Origin of the sequence: Flavobacterium sp. Leaf82 (assembly GCF_001422725.1) — a bacterium.
In the GTDB taxonomy this organism is placed as follows: Bacteria; Bacteroidota; Bacteroidia; order Flavobacteriales; family Flavobacteriaceae; genus Flavobacterium.
In genome coordinates this window covers 38,673-55,137 of sequence record NZ_LMMA01000002.1, presented here as the reverse complement: position 1 = coordinate 55,137, position 16,465 = coordinate 38,673, and the positions used below count along the sequence as shown (strand labels likewise).

Below are 16,465 nucleotides of genomic sequence, written 5' to 3'. Positions count from 1 at the left end.
GATACAGGAGCAAATTTAAAAACCTATTCTTTTAAAACATCACAATAAAACACAATTACCACAATAAAAAAACTCGTGTAAATCAAGGAACAATATTGTCGAAGATTTTTTCGTTTTGTTAAATAAATTACAATTCTGATTATCAGATTAAACCTATTGAATTTGATAAAGTCTAATTGCTATAACAATTAAAAAACGTACCTCATGAAAAAATTATTTATCGCAGCTTTGTTATTCGTTGGAATAGCAAGTTTTGCACAAGAAGCAGATCAAAAACCTGCACGCGAACCAAGAGAAAAACTAACTCCGGAGCAGCGCAATGAAAAACAGTTGAAAAAAATTACGTCAGAATTAAACTTAGATACTAAGCAACAAGCCGAGGTAAAACTACTTTTAGCCGAAAGAAGCGCAAAAGCAGAAAAATTAAGAGACGAACGTAAAGATCGAAAAGACAGTAATACAAAACCAACTGCCGCAGAAAGAGAAGCTTTTAAAAATGAATTAAAAGCTGAAAAAGACGCTAACGATGCTAAAATGAAAGCGATCCTAAATGCTGACCAATATAAAAAATGGACAACTATTCAGGAAGAAAAAAGAGAAAAAGCTAAAGAGAAAATGAAAGAATACAAACAAGAGAATAACTAATTAATAGTTTACAAAAAGAGGCTTTGAAAGCCTCTTTTTTATTTTTAAAAAGTATTATGCTTTCCTTAATACTTTGTGTTAATTAAAAGATAAATCCAACAATTCGATTAAACTTAATAAAATCGTGGCAGTCTAATTGCTATAAACCTTTAAAAAAAACGAATTATGAAAAAATTATTTATCGCAGCTTTATTATTCGTTGGAGTAGTAAGTTTTGCACAAGACATCAATCAGAAAGCGACACGTGATCAACGAGAAAAATTAACTCCGGAACAACGTAATGAAAAACATTTACAAAAGTTAACTTCTGAATTGAGTTTAGATAAAAAGCAACAAGAGCAGGTAAAACAATTACTGGCAGAAAGAAGTGCTAAAGCCGAAAAGTTTAGGGATGCTAAAAAAGACAGCAAAACAAAACCTACTGAAGCAGAAAGAGAAGCTTTTAAAAAACAAATGGATACTGAAAAAGCAGCAAACGATGCTAAAATGAAATCAATTCTAAACGCAGATCAGTACACAAAATGGACGGCTCTTAAAAAAGATCACGAAAGAAAAGGCGATCACAGAGGCAAGAGAGATATGAAATCTCCGCAAGAACGCAACCAGGCACATTTGCAAAAGCTAACAACTGAGCTAAATCTAAATGCTGATCAGCAAAAACAAGTTAGTGAACTTTTATCTGAAAGAAGTACTAAAATGGAGATGCTTAGAAAAAGTAGAAAAGATACCGGTGCAGCACCAACTGATGCAGAGAAAAAAGCCATGAAAAAACAAATGGAAGAAGATCACAAAGCAACAGATGCTAACATGAAATCTATTTTGAATGCTGATCAATACAAAAAATGGACAGCAATTAAAAAAGAGCACAAAGATAAAATGAAAGATCACCGAAAAGATAAAATGTAATTGAGATCAAAAAAAAGAGGCTTTAAAAGCCTCTTTTTGTTTTTATAAACCTCTTATTTCGGATTAAGAATTAAATCTATTCTTTTAATACAATCTTCATAATGGTATTTTGTTTCTGTATTTACAGGTTTAGCTTTTGCGGCTAAAAGTGTCGTTCTTAAAGCAGTTAATTCTCCACGAACTAAAGCCCTAACATCAGATTGTGCTACATTATAATAGATTACAGATCTGTCTGTTGGTTTAATTTCTTCGGTCATTAAAGCACCCATTCTATCAATATAACCGCGTTGCAAATTTCTTCTGTATATCGTTACATTCGCTGGCGTAGCGGTTTCTTTCCAGATTCCTTTTCGTGTATCTCTTAATAAATCCAAAGCTTTGTAAGTATCTGCACCCAGAATTTCATTATCCATCAATCTGCCAATACGACCAATACTTAGTAAATTATTTAAATGTCGAACCTGCAAAGCTCTAAACCTTTCGGTATAACCTGCAACATCTGTATTTTTTAAAGTATTTAGATTTACAATCCAGGTTGGCGAAGCAAAAGCATTTGCCTGAAGCCAGTTCATTGCTTCTGTTTGTTTTGCTTTTGGAACCACTTCATAAATATTTCCAGCTTGATTTGGTTTTTTAGTATTTTCATAAACACCTCCAACATTGGTTACAACATGACCTACATATCTACTCCAGGCTTCCAGCATTTCTTTATACAATTCATCCAGATCTCCGTAATTATTAGTCACATTACTAGTCCATTCATTTAAATGGCTGGCAACATATTCCAGATTTTTAAGACCGTATGAACTTGCTTTCATCGAATTATTTCCAATATCTTCTGTTTGGGTTGTAGGATCAAATGCACTGCTTTGTTTACCAAATTTGTACACTGGATTTCCGGCTTTCTCCATAATCCATTTGTCTAAAGTTGGGATTTCGTCCTGAGGAGATTTCGCATCAGGAATTACTCTGTATCCCCAATTTACCGCATATTGATCATAAGCTCCCATTTTTCGAACAAAACGAATGTTTTTATCTCCCGGCTGAGCGATATAATTAAAACGTGCATAATCCATAATACTTGCAGAGATTCCGTTTTGTTGCGTAAAATCACCGTTTCTGTAATTCTCTACATCATAAGCACAACTTGCGCCCATATTATGAGGAAATCCTAAAGCGTGACCCACTTCATGAGCAATTACCATTCGCATCATTTCTCCCATTTCTTCATCGCTGGTTTGCAAAGTTCTTGCTGACGGGTTTGCTGCTCCGGTTTCAAGCAAATATCTGTTCCTGTACGAACGCAAATGATTGTGATACCAGATAACATCACTTTCTATGATTTCTCCCGTTCTGGGATCAGAAACACTTGGCCCAACAGCATTACGAGTTGTACTTGCCACATAACGAATTACAGAATAACGAATATCTTCAGCGCTAAAATCAGGATCTTCTTCTTTCGTTGGAGCGTCTTTGGCAATAATCGCATTTTTAAAACCTGCAGCTTCAAAAGGCTTTTGCCACTCTTCTATTCCCTGCTTTATATATTTTCTTAATTTTTCTGGCGTTGCAGGATCTAAATAATATACAATTGGTTTTATTGGTTCAACCAATTCTCCCCTTTTATAAGCTTCAGGATCTTTAGGTTCTAATCTCCAACGGCGAATGTAGGTTTTAAGGTCAGATTTTAATTCATTACTTCCGTAATCGTACTGACTTACAGTAAACCATCCTACTCTGGGATCTGCTAATCTAGGTTTCATTGGCACTTCTGGCAATAAAACCATCGATTGATTCATCTGGATACTTATCGATTCTGTCTCTTCCAGCATTGATGGTTTCGAAGCGTTATACGTCATATCCTGAATCACTTCGATATTCATAGGAAAACTTTTAATCGTATTGATAAAACTTCTTGAATCATCAAGTCCTTTTACTTTATACATTTCGCGCATTTCTGCAGATATTCCGCTGATTGCCTTAACATCAGTACTATAAAATTTAGTAACATCAATTACCGTATTTGCAGAATCTTTGCTAAAAGCTACAATATCAAAAGCAAATAATGTTGGTTCGTAATTGTTTGATTTTACCGAAATACTAATAGGTAAAGTATCATTTGCAACGGCATTGTATGATTTTGATTTGATGAGAATTTTATCCTGAAAACGCTGCCAGACAATTAATTGTTCATTGGTTTCAGAACCCGCATTTACATATCCTCCGCCTAAATTTGATGGTAATTTAGAAAGCCTGCTTACTAAAAGCATATCCTTATCTAAATATTTATTGGGAATCTCGAAGTAGTATTTTTTATCAACTTTATGAACCGTGAAAAGTCCGGGATCAGAGACAGCATCTTTCGTAATTACTTTACTGTATTCTTTAATTGCAGATTCAGACTTTTTCTCTGGTGGTGCAACTACAGTTTCTCCTTTTTTAGGATCTTTCTTTTTAGATTGCGCAATTTGTTTGGTAGAAAACAGCATAAAAACTGTCATTGTAATAAAAATGAAAAATTTCTTCATTTATTGTAGGTTTAGTGGTTATTTGATAAACAAAAATAATTTTTATTCTAAATATATGCAGAAAAACACTCTTATTAACTTTTCATTAACTAATTATAACTGGGTAATAAAAAAGGTTCAGCTTTAAATAAAAGCTGAACCTTAATTGAAAATTATATTTTTAGTTTTTAAAATTTAGAACGTCTTTGAAACTTTATCAATCGCATTAATAGTAAAATCTAAATCTTCATACGTCAAAGCATCCGTTATAAACCATGTTTCATAAGCAGATGGAGCGATATAAATACCTTCGTTTAATAACCCGTGAAAGAATTTCTTAAACGTTTCGTTATCCCCTTTTGCAGCCGTTTGAAAATCTGTAACCGGATTGGCATCAAAATGTACCGAAATCATAGAACCTACTCTATTAATTGTAAACGCAACATTATTTGCTTTTAGAACTTTATCAATTCCGGCGGCTAAATAAGCTGTTTTTTCTTCTAAACGGGTAAAAATCTCACGATCATTATCCAGTGCCTGCAACATTGCTAATCCTGCTGCCATTGCCAACGGATTTCCTGATAATGTTCCTGCCTGATAAACCGGACCAAGCGGAGCGAGATAATTCATGATTTCTTCGCGTGCAGCAAAAGCACCAACCGGTAAACCACCGCCAATTACTTTCCCGAAAGTTACAATATCAGCATTGATATTATACAATTCCTGAACTCCTCCGCGAGCCAAACGAAAACCTGTCATTACCTCATCAAAAATTAGTAAAATTCCGTTTGCAGTACACAATTCTCTTAATCCTTCTAAGAAACCTTTTGCTGGCGGAATACAACCCATATTTCCTGCAACCGCTTCAATGATAATTGCTGCGATTTCGCCTTTATTAGCTTCGATTAAAGTTTTTACATTCTCTAAATCATTGTATTTTGCCAACAAAGTATCTTTTGCAGTTCCTTCTGTAACTCCTGGACTATTTGGTGAACCAAAAGTTACCGCTCCACTTCCTGCCTGAATCAAAAACGAATCAGAATGTCCGTGGTAACAACCTGCAAATTTTATAATTTTATCTCTTTTTGTAAATCCGCGAGCCAGACGAATTGCACTCATACAAGCTTCTGTACCTGAATTTACAAATCTTATTTTGTCAATATTCGGAACCATAGAAACCGCCAAAGCAGCGATTTGAGTTTCTAATTCTGTTGGCATCCCAAAAGAAGTTCCCAGTTTTGCTTTCTCGATTACAGCATCAACAACCGGTTGGTAAGCGTGACCCAAAACCATTGGTCCCCATGAATTGATGTAATCTATTAATTTATTTCCGTCTTCATCATACAAATAAGCACCTTTGGCACTTTTTACAAAAATAGGAGTTCCCCCAACTGCTTTAAAGGCTCTAACTGGTGAATTTACTCCTCCCGGAATTACTTTTTCTGCTTCAGCAAAAAGCTGACTACTTCTTTTATAGATCATTTTTGATTTTAGATTTTAGAGTTCAGATTATAAACTGATAACTTTATTTTAAAATTTGGTTTAGATTTAGATTGATTTCAAAACTGGAAACTGACACTAGAAACTAAAAACTTATTTCACTTTCAATCTTTGCCCAATAGAAATTGCATTGTCTGAAAGATTATTTTTTCGTTTTAAGTCATCAACCAATACGTTGAATTTTTTTGAAATCGAATACAACGTATCTCCTTGTTGTACTTCGTATAAATTAGGATCGTTTGAATTTGAGTTCGAGGAACTTTTAGTTGGGGTTGATTTCTCAAAAGGTTTATAATTTCTTCCCGTAACCTGACAATCGTATTGGTGTAGATTATACCTTTCGATATAACTTATTAATTTATCCGGATAATTAGGATCTGTAGCATAACCTGCTGCTCTTAAACCTTTTGCCCAAGCTTTATAATCGTCTTTTTCGTAAGTAAACAAAGTGGCATATCTATTTTTTCCAACCAAAAACAAAGCGTGATCCCTGTAAGATTCTGCAGCTTCGGGATATTTTCTAAAACATTCCTGTGCTGAATCATCGTCATGCCGAACACTTTCGCCCAGCCAGTCTTTATGACATTTAATCCCAAAATGATTGTTTGCTTCTACAGCTAAATCTCCTCTTCCTGCACCGGATTCCAGAATTCCCTGCGCCAAAATAATACTTGCGGGAATGCCATATTTCTGCATGTTTCCCATTGCAATATCTTTAAACTGCAAAATATAATTGTTGATTAAATCGCTGGTTACAACTGTTTTCGAAGTCGATTGTATTACCTCAGTTGTATTATTTGTAGAAGGATAATTTTTACCAATTGGTTTTACAGGAGTTTGCTTTTTGGTAGTCGCCACTCTTGGCCTCTGAACCGCTGCTGCTTTTCTGGTTGTTGCAATAGCAGGTTTGCTAGACGAACAACTTGCCAATGTTGCGATTATGAAAGCTATTATAATTTTTTTAAACATTGCATTTAAGTATTGGTAATTTTTTCTGCTTCAACTTTATATTCATTCCTTCGATTCCCTGCAATCCGCCGGTATGAAGAAGTAATATTTTTGAATGTTCAGGAAAATAGTCCTTATGGATTAAATCTATAACGCCAAAAACCATCTTTCCTGTATAAATTGGATCTAAAGGCACTTTTGTTTCTTCAAAAAAAGTATTGATAAATTCAATTAATTCTAAATTTATCTTGCCATAACCTCCAAAATGATAGTCAGAAATTAAATTCCAGTTATCTTGTTTTGCAAAAATACGAATTTCATCGGTTAAAAAGTCACCTTTTAACGCCGGAAACCCTAAAACTTTCTGATTTGGCAACGCACTATTGATCAATCCTGAAATTGTTCCGCCCGTTCCTACCGCACAACAAACGTAATTAAAAATGGCATCTTCCTTCGTCAAAATCTCTTCGCAGCCTTTTACCGCCAATTCATTTGTTCCGCCTTCAGGCACTAAATAAAAATCGCCAAACTTATTTTTTAATTTTTCTATAAACGAAATTTCACTTTTTAGCCTGTAATCTTCTCTGGTAACAAACTCAAACTGCATTCCGTTTTGCTGAGCAAATTTCAGTGTTGGATTCTCTTCGATTTTATCAAAAAGTTCATCCCCGCGAATGATACCAATAGTTTTAAAACCCTGTTCTTTTCCGGCATAAGCTACGGCAGCGATATGATTTGAAAAAGCCCCGCCAAAAGTCAGTACAGTTTCTTTATTCTCTGCTTTTGCCTGAAGCAAATTGTATTTTAACTTTCTGAATTTGTTCCCGGAAACAAACGGATGAATCAAATCTTCGCGTTTTATTGTCAACGAAATATCGTTTGGAAAGTCAATATGTATTTCCTGATTCAAAATCTATTTTTTATTTAAAATTATGTATTTGAAAAAGCCAAAGAAAGATCGGTTCTTCAAATAATTTAAATCCGTTTCATTTGCATAAGCCTCTCTTTCAAAACTTATATTTCTATACGCTAAGTCTTTGTTTTTGTATTGTATTAACCGAATTATATACTCTAAAATATAAAAGACATAAAATGGTAAAACGAGTAATTCTAATTGTTGGCGAAGGTGAATTTTTTCATGATTGACAAAAACAGGATTATTTTTATCAAAATCATATTTTAAAACCACAAACGGAAATACAGCCATTCCGCGATATCCTTTCGGAATTAAATATTTAGCAACAATCAGAAACATTAGCTGTAAAATTTATAAATTTGTAGATAAAAAATGTTCAATTTCATTAAAATCCCAATCAATTCGATTCATTTGATTTAAAAAAAAAAGAACATCAACCCAATGCAGATTTATGAAAGAGCAAAGTAATGAAAATAAACTAATCGAAGGCGAAGATTTTTACTATACGCCCGAAGGTTATAAATGCTTTACTGAAAAACACCATCTAAAACGCGGTTATTGCTGCAAAAGTGGCTGTCGTCATTGCCCATATGGCTTTGACAAAAAAACAGGACGAATAAATAAACCGTCATAAAGTGAAACATATTGTATTATTATTTTAAAGCATAAAAATCTATGTTTTTATGTGTTCATTTTTTTTAAAATCATACGCAACAGGTTAAAAACAATATTATAATGAACGTATTTATAAATAAAAATATACCCGAAGCCGGCATTTTACTACTTCAGGAAAAAGGCATTAATCTGACCATAAATTCAACAGAGAATGTATTATCAAGAAATGAGTTTATAAAAATCTGTCAGGAAAATGATGCGCTTCTGAATGTTGGCGCTAATAACTTAGATGAAGATTTTTTTAAGCAATGCCCTAATATAAAAGGTATTGCTTTATATTCTGTTGGATTTGATTCTGTCAATATTCCATCAGCCAATAGTCGGAAAATCCCTGTTGGGAATACTCCTGATGTATTAAGCAGAGCAACATCAGATCTTGCTTTTTTATTGATGCAAAGTGTTGCCAGAAAGTCGTTTTACAATCACAAAAAAATTATAAACGGAGAATGGGGAAGTTTTAATGCATTAGAAAATTTAGGTCAGGAACTCTACGGCAAAACACTGGGGATATTTGGTTTGGGACGAATTGGTTTTGAAATGGCTAAAAAAAGTAAAGCCGCATTTGGCATGAATATAATTTACCACAATCGTTCTCAAAATGAAAATGCCGAAGAAGAACTGGATGCCAAATTTGTAGATTTTGAAACTTTACTTTCACAAAGTGATGTTTTGAGCATTCATTCTAATTATAGCGAAAAAAACAACGAGCTTTTCGATATAAATACTTTTGCAAAAATGAAACGCAATGCTATTTTTATCAACACCGCAAGAGGGAAATTTCATAATGAAAACGATTTATTTTATGCCCTGACTAATGATATAATCTGGGGCGCCGGACTGGATGTTACTAATCCGGAACCCATGCAGCAAAATAATCCGTTATTAGCATTGCCAAATTGTTGTATTTTGCCACATATTGGCTCAGCAACATACGAAGCCAGAAATGCAATGGCAGTTTGTGCTGCACAAAATATAATAGCACTTTTTGAGTATAAAAAAATGCCGTTTTGTGTCAATGAAGAAGTTTATTTGTAAAGATATAATTTGGTAATTAAATAATGTGCCAATTTAGATAAGGAGATAATTTTTAAAAACAATAATCTAAAAATAGTATATGGATATCCGTTCAAGAAAATTCAGGATTAGGATTCATAAATCCTATCACAGGTCGGATATTCGTTATCCCTAGTTTAATTAGAAAATGTGTCAATTTGAAATGAGATAATTTAGATAAATTCCAAATTTTTAAATTCCAATTAAAAATCGAGATCTAATTGCATTGGCAGTATTTCGCTCCGCTGGAGCTTTTGTACTGGGTGATTATTATTTTCTATAAATATGTCGCCTTTCCAAGGCTTTATATCTATTTAATAATTTACATTTTTAAGCTCCATAAGCGAAATATTGGTAGATTAGATTCATCGTCAGTCACATTTAAGCCCTAGAGGGGATATTTTATAAATTTAAGTCCCGGCAGGACAAAATAATTAAAAAAAAAAAATTAATCTGTTGTTAATCTTGCTAAATTATCTTAGCAACTTAGTCCCGAGACTTCGGGATAGCAACGTAGCATCTCTAAAAAAAATGACTTTTCAAGAACAAATACAACAAGGAATTCCCTCTATATTACCTCCAAAAGCAACATACGATTTGGCAATTAACCACGCGCCAAAACGAAAAGAAATCCTTTCGGCAGAAGAAAAAAAACTCGCGCTAAAAAATGCCTTACGTTATTTTGAAGCGAAACATCACGCTGAATTAATTAAAGAATTCTCAGAAGAATTAGAAACTTACGGTCGTATCTATATGTATCGCCTACGTCCTGATTACAGAATGTACGCAAGACCAATTGATGAATATCCCGGAAAATCAATACAGGCAAAAGCAATTATGCACATGATTCAGAACAATCTGGATTATGCTGTGGCGCAACATCCGCATGAATTGATTACGTATGGCGGTAACGGAGCTGTTTTTCAGAACTGGGCGCAATATTTATTGACCATGCAATATTTGTCTGAAATGACAGATGAGCAAACTTTGACGATGTATTCAGGACATCCAATGGGATTATTTCCTTCGCACAAAGAAGCGCCAAGAGTTGTCGTTACAAACGGAATGGTGATTCCCAATTATTCTAAACCGGACGATTGGGAAAAAATGAATGCTTTAGGAGTTTCGCAATACGGACAAATGACCGCGGGAAGTTATATGTATATTGGACCGCAAGGAATTGTACACGGAACTACGATTACGGTTTTGAACGGTTTTAGAAAAATAAAATTAAATCCCGAAGGCAATTTATTTGTAACTTCAGGACTTGGCGGAATGTCCGGTGCGCAGCCAAAAGCCGGAAATATTGCGGGTTGTATTACGGTCTGCGCCGAAGTAAATCCTAAAATCACCAAAATCCGTCACGAACAAGGATGGATTAATGAAATTGTCACTTCGACTGAAGAATTAGTTAAAAGAGTGACTTTGGCAAAAGCCAATAAAGAAGTGGTTTCGATTGCTTATTTAGGAAATGTAGTTGATGTTTGGGAATGTTTCGATCAGGAAAACATCAAAATTGATTTAGGTTCTGATCAGACTTCGCTTCATAATCCTTGGGCTGGAGGTTATTATCCGGTTGGGATTTCGTTTGAAGAAGCTAACGAAATGATGGCAAACAATCCTGATTTATTCAAGGAAAAAGTTCAGGAATCTTTACGCCGTCAAGCGAAAGCCATTAACAAACATACAGCAAAAGGAACTTACTTTTTTGATTACGGAAATGCCTTTTTACTTGAAGCTTCGCGCGCCGGAGCAGATGTAATGGCAGAGAATAATATCGATTTTAAATATCCTAGTTATGTTCAGGATATTATGGGACCAATGTGTTTTGACTATGGTTTTGGACCTTTTAGATGGGTTTGTACTTCAGGAAAACCAGAAGATTTACAAAAAACAGATACTATCGCCAGTCAGGTTTTAGAAGAATTGGCAAAAACTTCTCCTAATGAAATTCAGCAGCAAATGCAGGATAATATCAAATGGATCAAAGGTGCGCAGGAAAACAAACTGGTTGTAGGTTCTCAGGCACGTATTTTATATGCTGATGCCGAAGGTCGCATAAAAATTGCCGAAGCTTTTAATCAGGCAATTGCCAAAGGCGAAATTGGAACGGTTGTTTTGGGTCGTGATCATCATGACGTTTCCGGAACTGATTCTCCTTACAGAGAGACTTCTAACATCTATGACGGATCTCGTTTTACGGCAGATATGGCGATTCAAAACGTGATTGGTGACAGCTTTAGAGGAGCAACCTGGGTTTCGATTCATAATGGCGGAGGAGTTGGCTGGGGAGAGGTTATAAATGGTGGATTTGGTATGGTTCTTGATGGCTCTAAAGAGGCTTCAAAACGTTTAGCATCAATGCTTTTTTGGGATGTTAACAACGGAATTTCAAGACGAAGCTGGGCTCGAAACGACGAAGCTATTTTTGCCATAAAAAGAGCAATGGAAGTTCAGCCGTTATTAAAAGTAACTTTACCTAATATTGTAGATGAAAATCTATTTTAGATAAAGTATGTCACCTTGAGCGAAGTCGAAAGGCTATCGAGGAAAAAAGGGCTTCTCCTGAATTCTGAGCCTGACAAGGAAATGAGAACATTAAAATTTTTAAACATATGAAAACATTCAAATTAGTGCCCGTTTTTTTGCTTTTGATACTAGCCTCATGCAGCACGGTAAGTGTATATTCTGATTACGATAAAAACGTAGATTTTGCACCTTATAAGACTTATGCTTTTTTTAAGCCCGGAATTGATAAGGTCGAAATTTCTGATTTGGATAAAAGACGTATTCTGCATGCTATAGAAGAAGAAATGCAAGCCAAAGGTTTTTCAAAAAGTGAAAACCCAGATTTATTAGTGAACATTTTCACTAAATCAAGAGAACAAGTAAACGTAAACCAATTTAGTGCCGGTTGGGGTTACGGCTGGGGTTGGGGATGGAATCCTTACATGATGTACGGAGGAAATCAAACTACTGTATCAACATCTACAGAAGGAACTTTATTCATTGATTTAATCGATGCTAAAAAGAAAGAAATGATCTGGCAAGGTGAAGGAGTTGGAACTTTAACCAAAAACATCGATAAAAAAGATGCAAGAGTAAAAGAAATTGTATCTAAAGTTTTAGCGCAATATCCGCCCGTTAAGAAGTAAGTTTTTTAGTCGCAGTTTTCAGTTTTACAAAAAACTAAATAAGCCTGATGGATACTTCGCAAATAATTAATACATTTGCCTTTCAAATATCTGAAATGAAAAACTTAAATATCATTATTATCTCTATTAATATTATTGCAATTCAGCAGTAATGGCGAGGTATTATATAAATAAGTAAACAAAATACAATTTATTAAACCTCCCAAATCGGGAGGTTTTTTTTTAGCAAAGAATTAAAAATATAGCCACGAATTTCACGAATGAGCACGAATTTTTATTCTTTAATATGGAAAAAATAATTCGCGTTAATTAGTGCAATTCGTTGCAAAAAAAGCAAACATTACATTTTACAACAGATTAAAATCTTTTTAAATCATTTAATCTGTGGCAAAAAAACTAAACATTATGGATCTATTTAACGAAGTACTTGCTGCAAAAAAGCAACTAGAAAATGTAGTTGCCGCTACTCCACTCACACAAAATTTAAATCTTTCAGAAGAGTTTCAATCGACTATTTTATTGAAACGGGAAGATTTACAAATTGTGCGGTCCTATAAAATCAGAGGCGCTTACAACAAGATTTCTTCGTTGAACGAAAAAGAAAAAGCAATAGGAATTGTTTGTGCAAGTGCCGGAAATCATGCGCAAGGAGTTGCTTATTCGTGTCATCTTTTGCAAATACAAGGCAAAATTTACATGCCAAAAACAACTCCAAAACAAAAAGTAAAACAAGTTCTGTTGTTTGGTAAATCGTTTGTAGAGATTGTTTTAACCGGAGATACTTTTGATGATGCTTATGCATCAGCCACTGCAGATGCGATAAAAAATCATAAAATCTTTGTTCATCCTTTTGATGACGAAAAAGTAATCGCTGGTCAGGGAACTGTGGGCTTGGAGATTCTGGAAAGTTTTAAAGAACCTATTGATTATGTTTTTGTACCTATTGGCGGCGGAGGATTAGCTTCTGGATTATCTGAAGTTTTTAAACATTTGAGTCCAAATACCAAAATTATTGGAGTTGAACCAAAAGGCGCGCCATCGATGAAAACCTCTATCGAAGAAAATAAAAATACAGCCTTAAAAACAATCGACAAATTTGTAGACGGTGCTGCCGTAAAACAGGTTGGCGACAAAACTTTTGAAATTTGCCGATACAATCTGGAAGATATAATCCTGGTTCCCGAAGGAAAAGTCTGTACCACAATTTTACGTTTGTACAATGAAGAAGCAATGGTTGTAGAACCTGCCGGCGCTTTGACAATTGCCGCTTTAGATTTTTATAAAGACAAAATAAAAGGCAAAAATGTAGTTTGTGTAGTAAGCGGAAGCAATAATGATATCGAAAGAACTGCCGAAATAAAAGAGCGTTCTCTACTTTACGAAGGATTAATGCATTACTTCATGATTCAGTTTCCGCAACGTCCGGGAGCATTAAAAGAGTTTGTAAACAATATTTTAGGACCTGACGATGATATTACTTATTTTCAGTTTGCGAAAAAAAACAGTCGTGAAGTAGGCTCTGTAGTGGTTGGTTTAGAGTTGAAAAACAAAAATGATGTTCTGGCGATTAAGATGAATATGACAAAAAATGGTTTTGAATTTCAATACCTCAATGATAATCAGGATTTATTTACCCAACTAATAGGATAAAAACAAAAGGCTGTCAGGATTTTACACCAGACAGCCTTTTTAAATGAGAAATAAAATTACTAATTAAATTCCCAAAATTTATAATTATTGCTTCAGCACTTTTTTAGAATAGGATCTCTCACTATCGCTAACTTTAACAACATAAAGTCCTTTTGGTAATTTCGAAATTTCTATTTCCGCTTCATTTCCGCTTGTAAAATCAACCGTTCTTTTTAAAACACTTTGACCAGAAGCAGAATAAACTTCGACTTGACCGGAACCTGAATTTGGCGTGTTAATTTTTAAATAGTCATTAGTCGAATTAATGTAAAGAGAAAAATCTGATGGCGTACTAACGTCTGCTGCTCCAACTTTTTTAGCCGCAGAAGCTTCAACTTGTACCAATTGCCATTGCTGATTTAATCCTCCTGTATAAGACCAAACCTGAATATTAGCGCCATTTGCAGTAGAAACATTTTCAACATCCAGCGATTTTCCACTGTTTACATTAATGATTTTATAGTAACCTCCACCAAGACTTTCAACTGTCCATTTAAATTCATTCGAAGCTGAGAATGCTCTTTGCTGCACTTTTATTCCGTCAGCAGTACTATTATTTTCTGTCGCTAAATACATTCCTGTCGATTTTACAATGATGTAATAATTCCCACTTCCGTCCGGAACAAACTTCCAGCGTTGATTATTTCCTCCTCCGTTTGTAATATCATATTGCTGGATACGTCCGCCGCTTGTAGTCGAATTATCAGCAACATCCAATCCTTTATTACTGTTTCTTGAAATTATGTTGTAATATCCGGGAAAAGAAGTTGATGGCGGCGCTCCTGCTGACCAATTAAAAGTAACAGCTGATGAAGCCGGAACTGTATAATTAAATGCTGATGAACCTGAAACAACTTTGATCGTATTTGCTGATCCTGAATTATAAATGACAAGTGCAATCGATCCGTCAGGGTTTTTGAATCCAGCCGAAACAATACTACCATTTGTGCTTGAAGATGAAATTCTTAAAGCTCCAGGTTTTACAAATTTCGAAATTTGCCCAATAATATAATACGCAACATTCTTAGTATAACTGGTACTATTATTCACCGTAATTGCACCTAAACAAGTATTACATCCTCCGGTAGTTCGTGGTCCTAAACCTGAATTATTGGCTGCGTTCCATTCCAGAACTGTTTTTGCCCAGTTATTGGTACTTCCAATAACTACGTTTTGCATGTGCCAGCCAAAATCTCCGCCAAAGTTTCCGCCTGATCCTGTATATTGTTCTGTAAAATAAACGTTTTTATTGGTTGCATTTCTTACGGTTGACATGGCCGAAATGTTTCCTAAATACAAATGAAACGCTGCACCATCGACATAACTGCTATTGTTTAAAACATCTATAGGATAAGCGGTGTTATCGCAATTATGATCAAAAGCTATAATTTTAACGCCTCCATAACCCGCAGCTGCCATTTGTGGCCCAAGTTGTTGATTGATAAAGTTTTTTTGCTCTGTAGAATTCATTAGCATACTTGGCTCGTTATGCGGATTTTCAGGTTCGTTTTGAGGAGTGATTCCCCAAATCGAAATTCCCTGTGCCTGCATTGCTGCAAAATATTTTACAAAATATCTCGCATAAGCTGCATAATATTGAGTTTGTAAACTTCCGCCAATCCAGGAATTGTTGGTTTTCATCCATCTTGGTGCTGACCACGGAGTTGCCAAAATTTTTATATTTGGGTTAATAATCTGTATCTTTTTTATAATAGGAATTAAGTACGTTAAATCCGGTCCGTTAAGGCTAAAATTATTCATGTTTACATCACCGGAAGTTTCGTTATAACTGTACGAAGAACTGCTTAAATCAGATGCAGCAATACTAATACGAACTACACTAGCGTTTAAACCTGTAACCGGATTGTATAAATCATTTAATAATTGATTTTGCTGAGTCGCAGCCATTCCGCTAATTACTTCGCAGCTTCCTTCGGTAAGTGTATAACCAAATCCGTCCATGGTTTGATAGGTTGTTCCGGCATTAATTGTGACTGTAGAAGGATTACTTCCGGAATTTGTTCCAAAGTTTAAAGTGCCTTGCTGCTGCAATAATTTAGTCTGATCTCCGCTTGTTATCCACGGAGTAACCGTTTGCGCATTCATCTTAATAGTAAATGAAAAAAGAATAATAAAGTACATTATTATTTTAAAGTTCATTTGGTTTGTTCGATTTTGGGTAGTTTTTTTCATCTTTTATTGAGTTTTTAATAATTAAATTTTTCTTATTTTTTAAGATTAATTTTATTAATTCACATCAATATTATGTTAATTTTCCCTAATTATATAATTTTCAAACTTTACAAATACACATCATATCAAAATTTCACCTTTACAAAAACTTATCTAAAAAAATTTCAACATGTTGATTAACAATAATATATGAATTTATTTTCTACTAAAAATCTTACTTTAATTTTCAGCTCATTAAAAAATGACACATTATTGATATTACAAAGTCTAAAGTGGCT

At 34.4% G+C, this 16,465-nt stretch carries 13 protein-coding genes; 7 read left to right on the top strand and 6 right to left on the bottom strand.

The genetic code is table 11. From position 1 onward, the window contains the following. Nucleotides 1-204: 204 nt before the first annotated feature. Complete coding sequence (locus tag ASF10_RS03835) at nt 205-645, top strand: hypothetical protein (protein ID WP_056245700.1); 441 nt, start codon at nt 205-207, stop codon at nt 643-645. 165 nt (nt 646-810) lie between these two features. Further along, nucleotides 811-1,551, top strand: a complete 741-nt coding sequence (locus ASF10_RS24480) for a hypothetical protein (protein WP_241774901.1) — start codon at nt 811-813, stop codon at nt 1,549-1,551. 53 nt (nt 1,552-1,604) lie between these two features. On the opposite strand, the gene ASF10_RS03825 is transcribed toward ASF10_RS24480, so the two are convergent. From ASF10_RS03825 to ASF10_RS03805, 5 genes are all read right to left on the bottom strand, one after another. Then, complete coding sequence (locus ASF10_RS03825; RefSeq protein ID WP_056245696.1) at nt 1,605-4,079, bottom strand: zinc-dependent metalloprotease; 2,475 nt, start codon at nt 4,077-4,079, stop codon at nt 1,605-1,607. Nucleotides 4,080-4,253: 174 nt separating this feature from the next. Then, nucleotides 4,254-5,540: a glutamate-1-semialdehyde 2,1-aminomutase gene (hemL, locus tag ASF10_RS03820; RefSeq protein ID WP_056245693.1), complete on the bottom strand. Its 1,287-nt coding sequence runs from the start codon at nt 5,538-5,540 to the stop codon at nt 4,254-4,256. Between the two features lie 111 nt (nt 5,541-5,651). Continuing rightward, the gene (locus ASF10_RS03815) at nt 5,652-6,527 is read right to left on the bottom strand and encodes a glucosaminidase domain-containing protein (protein WP_056245692.1); all 876 of its coding nucleotides are present in this window, start codon (nt 6,525-6,527) and stop codon (nt 5,652-5,654) included. Continuing rightward, nucleotides 6,520-7,416: a 1-aminocyclopropane-1-carboxylate deaminase/D-cysteine desulfhydrase gene (locus ASF10_RS03810; RefSeq protein ID WP_117611354.1), complete on the bottom strand. Its 897-nt coding sequence runs from the start codon at nt 7,414-7,416 to the stop codon at nt 6,520-6,522. Before ASF10_RS03810 ends, ASF10_RS03815 begins: the two co-directional genes overlap by 8 nt. A gap of 3 nt (nt 7,417-7,419) precedes the next feature. Continuing rightward, nucleotides 7,420-7,761: a hypothetical protein gene (locus ASF10_RS03805; RefSeq protein ID WP_056245687.1), complete on the bottom strand. Its 342-nt coding sequence runs from the start codon at nt 7,759-7,761 to the stop codon at nt 7,420-7,422. 112 nt (nt 7,762-7,873) lie between these two features. On the opposite strand from ASF10_RS03805, the gene ASF10_RS23860 reads away from it, so the two are divergent. The 5 genes from ASF10_RS23860 to ilvA all read left to right on the top strand — a co-directional run bounded on the left by ASF10_RS23860 (nt 7,874) and on the right by ilvA (nt 13,955). Next, nucleotides 7,874-8,056: a DUF5522 domain-containing protein gene (locus ASF10_RS23860; protein ID WP_082472378.1), complete on the top strand. Its 183-nt coding sequence runs from the start codon at nt 7,874-7,876 to the stop codon at nt 8,054-8,056. Between the two features lie 101 nt (nt 8,057-8,157). Then, nucleotides 8,158-9,132 (top strand): 2-hydroxyacid dehydrogenase, encoded by a 975-nt coding sequence (locus ASF10_RS03800; RefSeq protein ID WP_056245686.1) that lies wholly within the window; start codon nt 8,158-8,160, stop codon nt 9,130-9,132. Nucleotides 9,133-9,681: 549 nt separating this feature from the next. After that, nucleotides 9,682-11,658, top strand: a complete 1,977-nt coding sequence (locus ASF10_RS03795) for a urocanate hydratase (RefSeq protein WP_056245684.1) — start codon at nt 9,682-9,684, stop codon at nt 11,656-11,658. Between the two features lie 107 nt (nt 11,659-11,765). Then, nucleotides 11,766-12,305 (top strand): DUF4136 domain-containing protein, encoded by a 540-nt coding sequence (locus ASF10_RS03790; protein WP_056245682.1) that lies wholly within the window; start codon nt 11,766-11,768, stop codon nt 12,303-12,305. A gap of 405 nt (nt 12,306-12,710) precedes the next feature. Beyond that, nucleotides 12,711-13,955 (top strand): threonine ammonia-lyase IlvA, encoded by a 1,245-nt coding sequence (gene ilvA, locus ASF10_RS03785; protein WP_056245678.1) that lies wholly within the window; start codon nt 12,711-12,713, stop codon nt 13,953-13,955. A gap of 84 nt (nt 13,956-14,039) precedes the next feature. Here ilvA and ASF10_RS03780 read toward each other — a convergent pair whose 3' ends face one another. Further along, the gene (locus tag ASF10_RS03780) at nt 14,040-16,187 is read right to left on the bottom strand and encodes an RICIN domain-containing protein (protein WP_056245672.1); all 2,148 of its coding nucleotides are present in this window, start codon (nt 16,185-16,187) and stop codon (nt 14,040-14,042) included. Nucleotides 16,188-16,465: the final 278 nt, after the last annotated feature.